At 58.0% G+C, this 13,693-nt stretch carries 9 protein-coding genes and 1 pseudogene; 2 read left to right on the top strand and 8 right to left on the bottom strand.

The genetic code is table 11. The features are described from left to right. Positions 1 to 59: 59 nt before the first annotated feature. Both AAEZ03_RS24425 and AAEZ03_RS24430 read right to left on the bottom strand, forming a co-directional pair. On the bottom strand, positions 60 to 1,154 hold the full coding sequence (locus tag AAEZ03_RS24425; protein WP_350582162.1) for an RHS repeat-associated core domain-containing protein: 1,095 nt from the start codon (positions 1,152 to 1,154) through the stop codon (positions 60 to 62). A 251-nt stretch (positions 1,155 to 1,405) separates the two neighbouring features. Further along, positions 1,406 to 1,687, bottom strand: a pseudogene (locus AAEZ03_RS24430) (transcriptional regulator); the annotation flags it as partial. Positions 1,688 to 2,099: 412 nt separating this feature from the next. On the opposite strand from AAEZ03_RS24430, the gene AAEZ03_RS24435 reads away from it, so the two are divergent. Beyond that, positions 2,100 to 2,420 carry a DUF6124 family protein gene (locus AAEZ03_RS24435; RefSeq protein WP_350582164.1) on the top strand — a complete coding sequence of 107 codons (321 nt, stop codon included), beginning with the start codon at positions 2,100 to 2,102 and terminating at the stop codon, positions 2,418 to 2,420. Between the two features lie 280 nt (positions 2,421 to 2,700). Next, on the top strand, positions 2,701 to 3,543 hold the full coding sequence (locus AAEZ03_RS24440; RefSeq protein WP_350582167.1) for an RHS repeat-associated core domain-containing protein: 843 nt from the start codon (positions 2,701 to 2,703) through the stop codon (positions 3,541 to 3,543). Here AAEZ03_RS24440 and AAEZ03_RS24445 read toward each other — a convergent pair. Genes AAEZ03_RS24445 through pilG form a run of 6 tightly spaced genes read right to left on the bottom strand, consistent with a single transcriptional unit; the run spans position 3,540 to position 13,432 of the window. Further along, a complete protein-coding gene (locus tag AAEZ03_RS24445; RefSeq protein ID WP_350582169.1) occupies positions 3,540 to 4,007 on the bottom strand; it encodes a chemotaxis protein CheW in 468 nt (155 codons plus the stop codon). The genes AAEZ03_RS24440 and AAEZ03_RS24445 overlap by 4 nt on opposite strands. Then, positions 4,000 to 9,918 (bottom strand): Hpt domain-containing protein, encoded by a 5,919-nt coding sequence (locus tag AAEZ03_RS24450; RefSeq protein ID WP_350582172.1) that lies wholly within the window; start codon positions 9,916 to 9,918, stop codon positions 4,000 to 4,002. The genes AAEZ03_RS24445 and AAEZ03_RS24450 overlap by 8 nt, the downstream gene beginning before the upstream one ends. A gap of 24 nt (positions 9,919 to 9,942) precedes the next feature. Continuing rightward, positions 9,943 to 12,000, bottom strand: coding sequence for a methyl-accepting chemotaxis protein (locus AAEZ03_RS24455; RefSeq protein WP_350582175.1), 2,058 nt, complete (start codon positions 11,998 to 12,000; stop codon positions 9,943 to 9,945). Positions 12,001 to 12,053: 53 nt separating this feature from the next. Further along, positions 12,054 to 12,593: a chemotaxis protein CheW gene (locus AAEZ03_RS24460; protein ID WP_123750813.1), complete on the bottom strand. Its 540-nt coding sequence runs from the start codon at positions 12,591 to 12,593 to the stop codon at positions 12,054 to 12,056. 10 nt (positions 12,594 to 12,603) lie between these two features. After that, complete coding sequence (gene pilH, locus AAEZ03_RS24465) at positions 12,604 to 12,981, bottom strand: twitching motility response regulator PilH (RefSeq protein ID WP_123750812.1); 378 nt, start codon at positions 12,979 to 12,981, stop codon at positions 12,604 to 12,606. Positions 12,982 to 13,024: 43 nt separating this feature from the next. Further along, on the bottom strand, positions 13,025 to 13,432 hold the full coding sequence (gene pilG, locus AAEZ03_RS24470) for a twitching motility response regulator PilG (protein WP_123750811.1): 408 nt from the start codon (positions 13,430 to 13,432) through the stop codon (positions 13,025 to 13,027). Positions 13,433 to 13,693: the final 261 nt, after the last annotated feature.

A 13,693-nucleotide genomic window follows, 5' to 3' on the forward strand; every position in this document is an offset into this window, starting at 1 on the left:
CATCTTGGCCTCCTGGCTTTAATGGCGGTGTATTTTACAGAAAATCGTATTTCTTGGGTTTACGTACAGAGCCTAGCATCGCGAATGACCTCATAAAGCGAATGGGCCTTGCCGCTTGAGTAACCATTGCGAGTGACGAAGCCATTAATATCACTATAAGTCTGAGCACTCAACGCTCCGCGAGCGACTGACTCAGGCAAATTAGCAACTACCATGCTTGGCGTATGTATCTGTATTTCAGCCGACAGTCCAGATCTTGTAGAAATAGTTGCATGCACCCCTCTGTAACCGCTGTCACCCGGCAAAGAATTTATTACTTTAATCGTTGCACCTCGCCCCTGCAGATCGTTAATAACATTGCCAATGTTTCTTTTTTTAACCACCAACGTATTTCTTGCTATATCTTTGATTTTTGATGCATCGCCGCCATAATCATTTATTACTTTTTCCCATGCCCGATCCCTGCCTTTCAAAGGCGCCGGGATAGCTGTTCCTCTGTACTTTTTCGCCAGACCAATCGCAATCTCATCTATGTGCTGTTTTGCTGCCGGCGCCTGGCTGTACATCGCGTTGAATTGTCTTTTCTGAGCAAAGCGTCTTACTCCTCTGAAGACAGACGCAAAAAGGACATGCCCACTGGGGTCAACAAAATTAACGGGGTCCCCCGAACAATAGCCATAGCTATTAATACCGCCCGCCCCAAAGGGACTCCAGCTGTCAGGGCTGTTGAAGCGCATCAACACAGGGTTATACGCACGGTATCCATTGCCGAGTAAGTAATGCCCTGTAGCTGGATCGCTGTATTCACCATTAAAAGTGGGCAATTGCACGTCTGCACTGCCTTGAGCACTAAATCCGTAGGCAAGGCACGGTTGAATATGATCTAACTGCTGCGAGGTCGAGTTGATAACCGTATGGGACACATTACTGCCCAGCAACGTGACACTGTTACAATCCGCTAAATGATCTCGCTGAGCCAAGAGATATCCCCCTCCATTGAACACCGAGCGACTGACATCGCCCTCAACAGAAGTACAGCGAACATTTTTTTTATAGAATACATTAACCTCTGAAAATTTCTTTGACCGACATCGAACAAGCCGGTTTAGAGCATCATAGACATAATGAACACTATTAACATCATCACCACTCATACTTTTAGCTCCTAACAATCAACAATAGAGCCAACAGCGTAGGAAATCTTTTATATTTTGAATACCCCCAAAAGCAACTGGATTTGCCTGCTCATGTATCATCCAAAATAAATATCACCCACTGTTAATTATTCAAATGAATAACAATGCCAAATATTACATACAGAAGTCGGCGATCAATTGCAGAACGCATCAGCCCTGCGCTGCGTACGAGACTTTCCAGACTGTCATTTTTCTCCATCCTTGGGCTCCAGTGGATCAGAGAGCCCGGCAGTCTTGCGCAGAATGCCAAGCAACTCATTGAAGATGGGGCACAAGGCATTTGCCTGATAGTGAGCCTGGTTTCCTCGTCGGGTGAGCGTGAGGATTCCTGACTGCTCAAGACGTGTTAGTTCACGCATCAAGCTGCCTTTTCCTACCTGCGCCCAACGCGCTATTTCATTCACGTAAAAACTCTGATCAGGCTTGCCAAACAGCAAGCCCAATACTTTCTGTTGCGTATTAGTAAACAGCGCATCGCTTAGAGACAACATGGTTACAACCCACAATAAGTCCCAAAAAGGGAACGATAGGTCCCTTTTTGGGACTTATCAAGTCATCCGAAAAAACAAGCCCATTGCACGCTATATCGGATCCGTCCCTTTCCCTTGCCCGAACTTTCCGAGACAATCCCGCACGCATTGCGCCTGAACGTTTACGCGCCTAGTCTCGCCCTGCCGCTGCACAAATCAGCGGTCGGGTTTAGCAGCTCGGACAACGTTAGGCGTTTATCGCCCCCCTTCAAATCAGGCGCTACTTTCGGTCTGAATTTTATGGTGGTCGTGCGCAGGGCACCTTCGGGTGCGCCGGGTTCCTAACGTTCCGGTCTGCTAACCTGCGCTCGGCTGCCACCCATCGTTTAGCAGCGAAGTTGGCAGCCTCTAATCACGTTAGGAGTTAGCCACAATGTTAAAAATCACCCCCGACCCACCGCTTGACGGTTCGTCCGTCCCAGCGCCTAGCGTTGACCTGATGAATAATCAGGCAGCCATAGCTCGGGCCTTGAGCTTTTACTTGCCTGATACGCCACCGCCCCCTGTCAACTCCGACACCGAAGAAAATTTGGTGCATGCATCAAGCTTGTTGCGTTGTGCCAGTGTCTCAGCAGTTGAGGCAAGCAACCATTTGGACGGGACACAGCGCGATCTGGTGTTGTCGGTGCTGCACTTGGTGGATATGGCCAGAACACAGGTTGAAAAATCCTTGAGTAGCCTCAACCCACGCTGATCCGGACATGCGCCTGTTTCGCGGCAGGCGCATTAACCTCCAGAAACAGCAGGATAAAAAATCGAATCAATAGACTGCACAACCCCCTGTAGGAGCGAGCTTGTCTCGCGATCTTTTGATCGTTTAAAACGTTCAAGATAAAAACCACTGCACGCGGCCTCATTACCGCCCTTTCCGTGCCCAAACTGTGATGCCTGGCCTACCTATCAGTTCTGACAGGTATTCAACGCACCGCCACAAAGCCACACTCCAAAGGAGTTTTCCTACAAGAAGCAGCGCTATGGCTATTCATAAGCATTCGAATATCACAGGTTACGGCTACGACCCATTGGACAGAGTTGTCGTTGTTACAGCCGAAAGTGAAGGCCGGATTCAACGCTTCTATTCCCAAGACCAATTGATCACTGAAATACATGCAAACCGGCAAGTCTGTGCGTTCACGTATCCAGGCGGAGCTTTGGCGCAACGAGAGCATCAGGACGGGGCAACTCGAACCACCTTGCTGGGTATTGACCTTCAGCGCTCGGTTTTACACACCCTGCTCACCCCGGCTCAGCACGAACCCAGCGCTTATACCCCGTATGGGCACAGCACCCACCAAGGCTTTTTTTCAGGTTTTAATGGCGAAAAACCAGAGCCCATGACAGGGCATTATCTGTTGGGTAAGGGTTATCGGGGGTACAACCCGACACTCATGAGGTTTAACAGCCCGGACAACCTGAGCCCTTTTGGAAAAGGCGGGACGAACCCCTATGCCTACTGCGCAGGCGACCCCATAAACAGAATGGACCCAACGGGCCACTTTTGGCTTTCGAACCTGTTCCACAAGCTGGTTAACTGGGGATCTCTAGCCTTGGTAGGTGCGGGTGGTGCGTTGTTTCACAGGTCTGTAAGCAGTCCCGTGACAGATATAGTAGGCAATACACTTGCAGGACGTATTGATGTCAGCGGCCTAGTCATCAGCGCAGCCATGGGGATAACCGGGGTTGCTTTTAATCAGGCGAGTCGGAGACTGGCAGTTACCAAGCTTGTGCCGCTGTTGCCACAGTACACTCTGCCAAGCAACCAAGCTGCGCTCCTTGGCGAATCAGCGATAACCATCCATAGCGTACGTAACACCTAGTCGGGCGCTTCTGGCTCGCTACCCGACAGCACCAGCCTCTCCAACCCCAGTAGATCCGGGATTTTTGCCACGCTCTCGCCCACTTGCACCGCCGCGCGTTCGAACGGGCTGAGGGGCACGTCGACGAAGCTCAGTTGGCTGTCGAGCCGGTAAGAGCGCGGGATGCCTTGCACCACCAGGCCGATGAATTTGAGGCGCGGGTCGCCGCTCAGGGTGTTGAGGATGACGATGCGCGCGCGCTCGCCGATGACCAAGGGGCCGCCGCAAGCCGCTTCGAAGCTGATCAGCGGCAGTTCGCGGTCGCGCCAGTTGATTTGCCGGACGTGCCAGGACGGTGAGTCGATACTCGGCTCGCCACGCTGCCAGTCGATCAGTTCGGCAATCGCCACGTTGGGCAGGAGCAGGTAGCGGTCGGCCAGCGGCAAGAGCAAGCAGGTCAGGCTGCCGACGCGGTGATCAAGCATGGAAGTTGCTCCAGTAGGCAATGCGCTCCAGCAACACCGACTCTTGATACGGCTTGCCCAGGTAGTCGTTGACGCCAATCGCCATCGCGCGGTTCTGGTGCTTTTGCCCGGTACGCGAGGTGATCATGATGATCGGCAGGTCTTTGAGACGCGGGCTGTTGCGCACGTGGGTGGCCACTTCAAAGCCGTCCATACGCGGCATTTCGATGTCCAGCAGCATCAGGTCCGGGATGTGGTCTTCGAGCACGCTCATGGCGTCGACGCCGTCTTTGGCGGTAATCACGTTCATGCCGTTGCGCTCGAGCAAACGGCTGGTCACCTTGCGTACGGTCACTGAGTCGTCGACCACCAAAACCAGCGGCGGGCGCACCGCCGGGGTGAATTCCAGTACGCCGTTGGCTTCATTGATCGCCTGCTGCAAAGGCTGACGCGCCTGATGCGCACGCAGGTAGGCGAGCAGGTCAAGGATCAGCACCACGCGGCCGTCGCCCAAAATGGTCGCCCCCGACACACCTTGCACCCCGGTAAATTGCGGGCCAAGGCTTTTGACCACGATTTCACGCGAGCCCGCCAGCGCATCCACGTGCAAGGCCACTCGCTGGTCATTGCAATGCACCAGCAACACCGGCAGCGAATGGTTTTGCCCGATCAGTTGGGGTTTGCCCACGGTTTGCAGCAATTCGCCCAGGTAACGCAGGTCGTAATCCTGGCCCGCGTAGTGGTACATGGGCGGGTCGAGCTGGTAATAGTCTTCAAGCTCATTGGGCATCACACGTACCAGGCCCTCAACGGTGTTGAGCGCAATGGCGTATTGCTCGTCGCCGCACTGCACCATCAAGGCGCGGTTGAGTGACACGCTGAACGGCAGGCGAATCTGAAAGTGCACCCCTTGGCCCGGCACCGAGTCGATGGTCATGTTGCCGCCCAGTTGGCGCACTTCTTCATGAACCACGTCCATGCCGACGCCGCGCCCGGAAATCTGGGTGATTTTTTCAGCGGTAGAAAAGCCCGGCTGCAAGATGAACTGCAACACGTCACGGTCGCTGACCATCATTTGCGGGTCTAACAGACCGCGCAGGATGGCCTTGCGCCGCACCGCTTCGAGCGGCACCCCGGCGCCATCATCGCGAATGTCGAACACCACGTCGCCGCCTTCGTTGGACAGCTCCAGGGTAATCAGCCCCTGCGCCGGCTTGCCGCTGGCCTCGCGGACAGCGGTAGGCTCAAGCCCGTGGTCCACGGCGTTGCGCAGCATGTGTTCAAGCGGCGCAACCATGCGCTCCAGTACATTGCGGTCGATTTCAGCTTCGGCGTTGATCACGCTGAACTCGACCTGCTTGCCCAACTCAGAAGCCACTTGGCGCACCACGCGTTTGAGGCGCGGCAACACCCGTTCGAACGGCACCATGCGGGTGCCCATCAGGCCTTCCTGCAACTGGGTGTTCACCCGCCCCTGTTTCTGCAGCAGGCTGTAGGCGTCCTGATTGCGCGCCGCCAGGGTGGCCTTGAGGTCGAGCAAGTCCGAGGCGGACTCAAACAGCGCCCGCGACAGTTGGTGCAGTTGGGAATGGCGGTCCATTTCCAGCGGGTCAAACTCGTCGTAAGCCATGCCATCGACTTCGGCGTGCTGGCGGCTGTGAATGCGGCTTTGGGTTTCGGTGTCGAGCCGACGCAACTGATCGTGCATGCGCTCAAGGGTGGTCTGCATTTCGTTGAGGGCGATCTTGCCGTCGTTGACCTGCTGCTCCAGACGCCCGCGAATCATCGAGGTTTCGCCCGCCAGGTTGACCAGGTCTTCGAGCAATTCGGCCGGCACCTTGAGCATGTCCAGCCCTGTGCGCTCGGCCTCGGGGATCAACCCGGCGGCGGGCTCGGGCTTGCTCACCGCCGGGCTCTGGACGGCTTGCCGGACGCTGCGTTCAACCCGCTGAATATGCTCGATCAACACCTGTGGCGAAGGCACCGGCTGACCGCTGCGCAGAGCGTCGAGCATCTGCGCCAATTGGTCGTGGCTGCGTTGTAACAAGGTAAACAATTCAGCGCTGGGAGACAGAAAACCTAATGAAATGTCTTCAACCAGGGTTTCCAGCTCGTGGGCAAAATCCCCGATGGCGCTGATTTCGACCATCCGCGCCCCGCCTTTGAGAGTGTGCAGGTCGCGCAGCAGGTTTTCGTCTTCAACGGTGTTTTGCGGCTCGGCCTGCCAACGCACCAAGGCCGCACCGGAGCTCTCCAGCAGGTCAAACGCCTCTTCCAGAAAGATATCCAGCAGCTCCGGGTCGATGCCGTTTTGTGGCGCAGCAGGCGTTGTCTCTGGCGTGGCGTTACTCGGCTCAGTTGGGGCTGCGTTGCTGTGCCGAAGGGTGCGAATGGCCTCGATCAGTTCGCTCGGTTCGTCCAGAGGCGTGTGGTGACGCAGTTGTTCGAGCATCACCAGCAGTTGTGCATGGCAGAGTTCCAGCAGACGCGCCAACGTCGGGCTCTCGCTCAAGCGGCGGTCCAGCAACCCTTCGTATAAGTGCTCCAGCTCGTGGGCCAGATCGCCAATCGGCACGATACCGGCCATGCGCGCGCCGCCCTTGAGCGTGTGCAAGTCTCGTTGCAGCGAGGACAACGGCGCCAGGTTGTCGGACTCATTGATCCAGCGCCGCAAGGCGTGGCTGGTGCTGTCGAGAATATCCACCGCCTCTTCGATAAAGATGGCGACGATTTCATCGTCCTGCGCGTCGTCCTGCTCGGCATCCAGCTGCGCCGTGGCGGCGCCCAGTTCTGTGATGTCCAGGGTCTGGTTGCCTTCACGGCGGATCAGGCCGGTAGCGTCCGGCGCCAAGCCTTCATGCAGCAGCGCCTGTAGCGCGTCGATGCGTTGCGGTTGTGGGGTGATCTCTTGCCCGGCGGCCAATTGGTCGAGCATGTTGATCAGCGCTTCCTGGGCCTCGTCGGCCTCCTGAAAGAACCGCTCGCTGACCACCAGGCTGCTTTCTTCTACCGCGCCGTACAGGTCGAGCAAGGCTTCGCACAGCGCATCTACGGGCTGCAGGTCGAGCAAAAAGGCCGACTCGCCCAAGTCGGTCAGTTGGTCCAGCAGACGCTGGAGGCCGTCGCGCTCATGGGGGTGTTGCCGCCAGTGGCGCAACAGCGTTTCGGCCTCGAACAGAATGTCCATGCTCTGGTCCAAAAACTCGCTGATACGCTGCGGGTCCCGCGGGGCCGTCAACGTGCCCGAAGGCGCATTCAGGGCCATGTCCAACCGTTTGCTGACCCATAGCCCGATGCGCTCGATCAAGGCCCGGGCGCCACGGATCTCGGCCAGCGGATCGAGGTCCAGCTGTTTGAGGCCGCGATGCAGCAAGCTGTCGGCTTCAAGCAGCAAGTCAATTTCTTCAACGTCCAGCTCAAGGTGATGGGCCTTGTACTCACGCACCAGGTAATCCAGCGGCGCCGCCAGCTCGGCCATTCTGAGCACGCCCGCCATGTGCGCGCTGCCTTTGAGGGTGTGCATGGCCAACTGCAAATCGTCTGTGGCGTACAGCGGCACGTGCTCGCTGGCCAGGTCCAGAAAGTGGTTAAGGCTGTTGAGGTGGGTTTGCGCTTCCTGGCGGAAGATATCCAGCAATTGCGGATCAAAACTGCCGCTCTGCTGCTCGATCTGCAGCGGCTGCGGGCGCCCCTTAGACAGGCTGTGGGCGCGGGCCGCGAGCTGGTCGACATCGTGATGCTGACGCTGGCTACGATCGGCGAATTCCTGGATCAATTGCGGCAGGAGCACCAGCGCCTCTTCCAGCAATTGATCAATCGCTGGGGACGGCGCGACTTTGCGTTCGATCACCCGGTTCAGCAAGTTCTCAACGGCCCAGGCCAGCTCCGCCAGCACCAGCGCACGCACCATGCGACCGCTGCCCTTGAGCGTATGAAAGGCTCGCCGCAGTTCGGCCAACGCGGCGCTGTCGGCCGGGTTGGCAACCCATTGCGGCAAGGCGTCGTGCAGGGCAATCAAGACTTCTTCAGTCTCTTCCAGAAAGACTTCCAGCAGTTCTTCGTCCACCGGTTCTTCGTCTACCGGCGGCGGCAACAAGCTCTGCGGGATGTGCTGCGCAGGCGGGTTCAGCGACAGCGGGCCGGCCAATACCTGCGCCAGGCTCTGCATCACCTGAGGGTCATCCGGGGTCTGCACCGCTGACCTGGCCTTGACGGGAGGCGCGTTGAGCGACTCATCGAGCACCAGCACATTGCGCTTGGCGGGCGCGTAACCCAGCGCTGTGAGGCTCTTTTCAGCGCGCTCCAGCACCTTCTCGCTGGCGGCGCCGGGGTCCAGCGCCAAACGCTCCAGGTAGTACTCGATGCTGATCAACGCATCCGCCAACTGATCAAGCTGCGCGTTGGCGGGCAGCGGGCCCGCCAACAAATGCTCTTCGACAAAATCGTGACAGCTGTTGAGCAGGCCAGCAACCCGGCGCAGCGGGATCATCGCCAGCGCGCCACGGATCTGCGTCAGCACGCCAAGCAACGGTTGCAGGTGCTGGCGGTCGTGACCGTCGGCGAGAAAATCAGTGATCAGGTCTTTGACCTCTTCAAGGCCAATACGCGCTTCTTTGATCACCAGTTGGTGAATCTGAATCAGATCAGTGGTGGGCAGGCGGCTCTCTTCCCGCGAAGACGGCTCGACATTGCCGACCATCCCGGCCAGCGTGGCTTCGACGTACAGCAAGGCGGCAGCCACATCCATCAACACGGCGTCTGTCGGCTCGCGCTGCCCTTGAGCGATGCCCTGGACCACCGCCAACTGGTCGATGATGACTTTTCGCGGCTGGCCAAAACCGAGCACTGCCAAGGTGTCGGCGATCTGGCGCAACGGCGCCATCAGGCTGCTCAACTCGGACACGTGTAAACGGTCACTGCGCACAAACAGGTCGAGGCGTTCCTTGACCCGCACCAGCTCTTCGCACAGGGCCGACACCACCGAGCGCATCGCGTCACGGTCCGGCCCCGCCAGCCGCGCCCGTTCTTCGTCGACCATGGCCGCATCGGGCATGGCTTCGTCCAGCTCGTAACGGTTTTTCAGCGCGAGCATCTTGGTGGTCGGCTGTTCGGCCTTGGCGATGTAAAACAGCAAGCTGGTGAGCAGTTCATCCGGTGCAGGCTGGTTGACGCCCTCAATGCCTTGCGCCAGCAAGCGGTTGAGCTCTTTGTCGGACTCATTGAGCAGGCTGCGCAACGCCGGGCTATTGGCCACACGGCCGCGCAACATGCCGTCCAGCAAGGCCGAGGCGACTTTCCACAACGCGTTGATGGGCGCGCCCTGGCACAGGCTTTCAAGTTGGCTGAAAACGTTGGCCAGGCGCTCCAGATTGCCGCGCACGTCTTCCTCTCCCTGCAAACCGTTCAACGCGGCTTGCAGGGCGTGGCGCAGGGTCATGATCTGGCGCGGCCATTCGGCGGGGATCAAGTGCGCGAGGGCGGCTTGGTCCAGTGTCGGCAATGTCTGTAAATCGGGGCTGAACAGACTGGTTTCTGACAGCAGGCTTTCGCCACGGGCGGTGCGTAAATCGTTGATTAACGGCAGCACCACCAGCGGCCAGTCACGCCGGGCCGTGTGAACGCGGTCCAGGTACAGCGGCAACTGGTTGAAGGCTTGCATCAACAGGCGCAGGGCTTCTTCGGTCTGGCTGACACGGCCCTCCTGCAAGGCGACCACTAAGTGTTCGGTTTCTTCGGCCAGCAGGGCGGCACCATAAAACTCCACCATCAGCAGGCTGCCGTGCACCTGATGAATACACGCCAGGCATTGCTCCAACGCCTCGGCAGCGGGCTGCAGGACATAGTCCTCCAGCGCCGTGCGCGCCTGTTTCAAGGTGTCGGCAATCTCGTCTTTAACCCATTCGAGGGCTACGTAGTCGCGCCGGTCAACCATAACAACTCCAGTCTGAATGTCGCACTACTGCGGCTCTCGGGGTTTTGGCGAGGCGGGCAAGGTGAAACCGGACACCGAGCGGCGCAGTTGGCTGGCCATCTTGGCCAGATTGCCAATGCTGTCGGCGGTGGCGGTCGAGCCGGACGAGGTTTGATTGGTGATTTGCTGAATGACGTTCATGGTCAGGGAGATCTGCGCAGCCGAGCTGGTTTGCTCTTGCGCTGCGTTGGAGATGCGCTGAATGAGGTCTGCGAGGTTTTGCGACACCCCTTCGATCTCTTCCAGCGCCACCCCGGCGTCGTGGGCCAAGCGCGCACCGCGCACCACTTCGGTGGTGGTTTGCTCCATGGAAATGACCGCTTCATTGGTGTCGGCCTGAATGGCCCGCACCAGCGTCTCGATTTGCCGGGTCGCCGCCGACGAGCGCTCAGCCAGACGCTGCACTTCGTCCGCCACCACGGCAAACCCGCGCCCGGCATCACCGGCCATGGACGCCTGAATAGCGGCGTTCAACGCCAGAATGTTGGTCTGGTCAGCAATATCATCAATCAGGCTGACAATGTCGCCGATTTCCTGAGAAGACTCGCCCAAGCGTTTGATGCGCTTGGCCGTGTCCTGGATCTGGTCGCGAATGTTGTCCATGCCGCGAATGGTGTTGTGCACCACTTCGTTGCCTTTGTTGGCAATCGCCACCGAACGCTCCGCCACCGCCGAGGATTCAGACGCGTTGGACGACACCTGATCAATCGACTGCGCCATGTGCCTTACCGACCCGGACGCCTCGGCGATCTGCTGCGCCTGATGCTCCGAAGACTCCGCCAGTTGCATGGCCGAGGCTTGGGTTTCCTGCACGGCGGCCGCCACCTGGCCCGCCGTCAGGTTGATGGTGGCCACCAGTTCGCGCAGTTGGTCGATGGAATAGTTGATGGAGTCGGCAATGGCCCCGGTGAAGTCTTCTGTAACCGAGGCGGTCACGGTCAGGTCGCCGTCGGCCAAGTCTTCTATTTCGTCGAGCAGCCGCATGATCGCGTTCTGATTGCGCTCGTTCTTTTCAGCGGTTTCACGCAGTTGGCGATTGGTCTCGCGCACCATCACCAGCCCGATCAGGATGATCGACGTCAGCGCCAGCAGGCCCAGAACGTAGCCACCGATGATGTCCAGCGAGCGACCGTTGGCCAGGTTCTCAAAACCGTTGGCCAGGGTTGAGGCTTCATCGAGCAGGGTCTGCGACAGGCTGAAAATGGTGTTGGCGGCTTCGCGCACGTGGAACAGCTGGGGCGAGGTTTCGAGGATTTCATCCACCGAGCCCGAGACAAACTGGAACAGCTCGGAAATCTCCAGCAGGCGGGCGCGGGCGTCCTTGTCTTCGACTTTAGGAATGCGCAGCCCGTCATTGCCTTCGAGCATGGCATTAAGCACTTGGCCGAAGCGGTTGGCATCACGACCAAACGCATCGGCCGCCTGCGCCGCCGTTTCATCGCCCGCCAGCACTGTGTTGACCGCGCCTAATATGCGCTCGGCCAGCAACGACTGGCGCTGGGCCAATGCCACCTGGCTGGCCGGGGCGCCGCGCTGCAACAAAATTTCGACAACTTTTTCGTACTCAACCTGTAGCTGCGGCACGGTCTCGGCCAAGGTAGCCGCCACTTGGTGCAACGACAGCACGGTTTGCTCGCTGGCCAGAATCGCGTTGGTGCTGCCCAGCAACTGCTCCCAGTCGCGCTGAACTGACTGCATTTCTTTGCGCACCGCTACCGGCGCTGGCGGCAAGCCGGTGCTGGGGTCACCTTTTTGCAGGTACTCCCAACGCTGGCTGAAGTCGTTGCGCGCATCGCCCAGCAACTTGAACGCGGCGGCTTTGCCAGCGGCAGCTTCGGTGGCGTTTTTAGCGATGCGCTGGGATAGCACGCGCAGCTCGCCCGCGTGGCTGATGTATTGCTTGTCGTAGTTGGACTGGGTGTTGAGGTAAGCAAAGTTGGCGAACAACAGCATGATGAACACGATCAGGGCGATAAAAAGCACGATGATCTGCGAACGACTGCGCGACCCTTCCAGTGGTTTAGCGGTATTGGCTGTGCTCATCAGTCAGGCCTTGGCATCCCGTAGTAAAGCAAAAGGTAAAACGCGTGCCCCACTCACACCGCGACGGCCCAGAACTGGGGCGCCTGGGCCAGCACAAACGGGCTGAACACCCACCACTCTGGCTGGCCGGCAAAGCGTCCCTGGATAAAAGGCACCAACATCAGGTTGGGTAACGCCTGCACGTGGGTGTCCAGCTCTGTTTGGTCAAAGTGCTGCATGCCCAGCACTTCATCCACCTGCAAGCCGACAAACACGTCTTTGTATTCCAGCACCATCACCCGCCGTTGCTTGCGCAGGGGCGACGGCTCAAGCCCGAAAAAGCTGCACAGATCAATGATCGGCAACAATTGCCCACGCAGGTTGGCCACCCCTTTGACCCACGGTTTTACCCCCGGCAGCAAGGTAAACCGTGGCTCGTGGAGAATCTCGGCAATTTCGCCCATGGGCGCCACAAAACGATGCTCGCCCATCCGAAAGCCGATGCCGCTCCAACTGCCGGCCTGTACTTGCACCGGCGCCAGACCTGCTGCCAAAGCGCGGCAGCGTTGGTCAATCTCAAACAGCAGTTCGAAGGCGGTCAGTGAGTCAGGCATTGGCAGGCCGTCATTGAGGGCGGCTGTCAGCCAGCACGTTCTTGAGCGTCAGCCTCAGGTTATCTTCGTCCACCGGCTTGGTGATGTAAGCCTTGGCGCCCTGACGCTTTGCCCAGACCATGTCGGTTTCCTGGTCTTTGGTGGTCACCATGATGACCGGGATATGGTTGGTTTCGGGGTCTTTGCTGAGCTGACGCGTGGCCTGAAACCCATTAAGGCCAGGCATCACGATGTCCATCAGCACCGCATCGGGTTTTTCCTGGCGGGCCAATGCCACGCCGTCTGCGCCGTTTTCAGCCTTCAGCACGACATGACCATGTTTTTCCAACATGCCGGTCAGTTTGAACATTTCGGTCGGCGAGTCATCGACGATCAGAATGCGAGCCATGGTGTTCCCCATCTAAAAGGTAATCGGCCCTCGGGGCCGAGCGTCATTGAACGTTCGGGACAATATTAAAGCCCGGTACATGGGCCTTGATGGCACTCAGCAGTTCGTCTCTGCTGAAGGGCTTGGTCAAAAATTGATCAGAGCCGACAATGCGTCCCTTGGCCTTGTCAAACAAACCGTCCTTGGAGGACAACATAATCACCGGGGTCATTTTGAACGCCCGGTTGTTCTTGATCAGGGCGCACGTCTGATAGCCATCCAGGCGCGGCATCATGATGTCGACAAAAATAATGTGTGGATGATGGTCAACAATCTTGGCCAGCGCATCAAAACCGTCGATGGCCGTAATGACCTCGCAGCCCACGTTTTTCAGCAAGGTTTCAGCGGTCCGGCGAATGGTTTTCGAGTCATCGATCACCATCACCTTCAAGGCGCTGGAATGCGTGTCCATATGTGCTCTACCCTCGCCACGGCGACCCGTTTTGTTACAACTGTGTCGCCTAAAACCGCAAATCCTTGAAGGACAAGGGCTGTAAGCACTGTGCGAGCCTTTTTAGCACAGTCGCGACCTGCAATCTATCGGACGGTTTTTCCTTGACCATCCACCGCAGTCAGCGCCACTCTTGCGCCAATTTTATGAGTCAGCAAATGACCTGTAGGAGCGAGCTTGCCTCGCGATCTTTTGATCTTTTTAAAGATCGCGAGGCAAGCT

The organism is Pseudomonas sp. HY2-MNA-CIBAN-0224, from assembly GCF_040310285.1.
Taxonomy (GTDB): domain Bacteria; phylum Pseudomonadota; class Gammaproteobacteria; order Pseudomonadales; family Pseudomonadaceae; genus Aquipseudomonas; species Aquipseudomonas helleri.

What these genes read in the sequence shown, in the direction of transcription:
- pilG (WP_123750811.1), bottom strand. Translation starts at nt 13,432, where the DNA reads ATGGACACGCATTCCAGCGCCTTGAAGGTGATGGTGATCGATGACTCG.
- AAEZ03_RS24460 (WP_123750813.1), bottom strand. Translation starts at nt 12,593, where the DNA reads ATGCCTGACTCACTGACCGCCTTCGAACTGCTGTTTGAGATTGACCAA.
- AAEZ03_RS24445 (WP_350582169.1), bottom strand. Translation starts at nt 4,007, where the DNA reads ATGCTTGATCACCGCGTCGGCAGCCTGACCTGCTTGCTCTTGCCGCTG.
- AAEZ03_RS24425 (WP_350582162.1), bottom strand. Translation starts at nt 1,154, where the DNA reads ATGAGTGGTGATGATGTTAATAGTGTTCATTATGTCTATGATGCTCTA.
- AAEZ03_RS24450 (WP_350582172.1), bottom strand. Translation starts at nt 9,918, where the DNA reads ATGGTTGACCGGCGCGACTACGTAGCCCTCGAATGGGTTAAAGACGAG.
- pilH (WP_123750812.1), bottom strand. Translation starts at nt 12,981, where the DNA reads ATGGCTCGCATTCTGATCGTCGATGACTCGCCGACCGAAATGTTCAAA.
- AAEZ03_RS24440 (WP_350582167.1), top strand. Translation starts at nt 2,701, where the DNA reads ATGGCTATTCATAAGCATTCGAATATCACAGGTTACGGCTACGACCCA.
- AAEZ03_RS24435 (WP_350582164.1), top strand. Translation starts at nt 2,100, where the DNA reads ATGTTAAAAATCACCCCCGACCCACCGCTTGACGGTTCGTCCGTCCCA.
- AAEZ03_RS24455 (WP_350582175.1), bottom strand. Translation starts at nt 12,000, where the DNA reads ATGAGCACAGCCAATACCGCTAAACCACTGGAAGGGTCGCGCAGTCGT.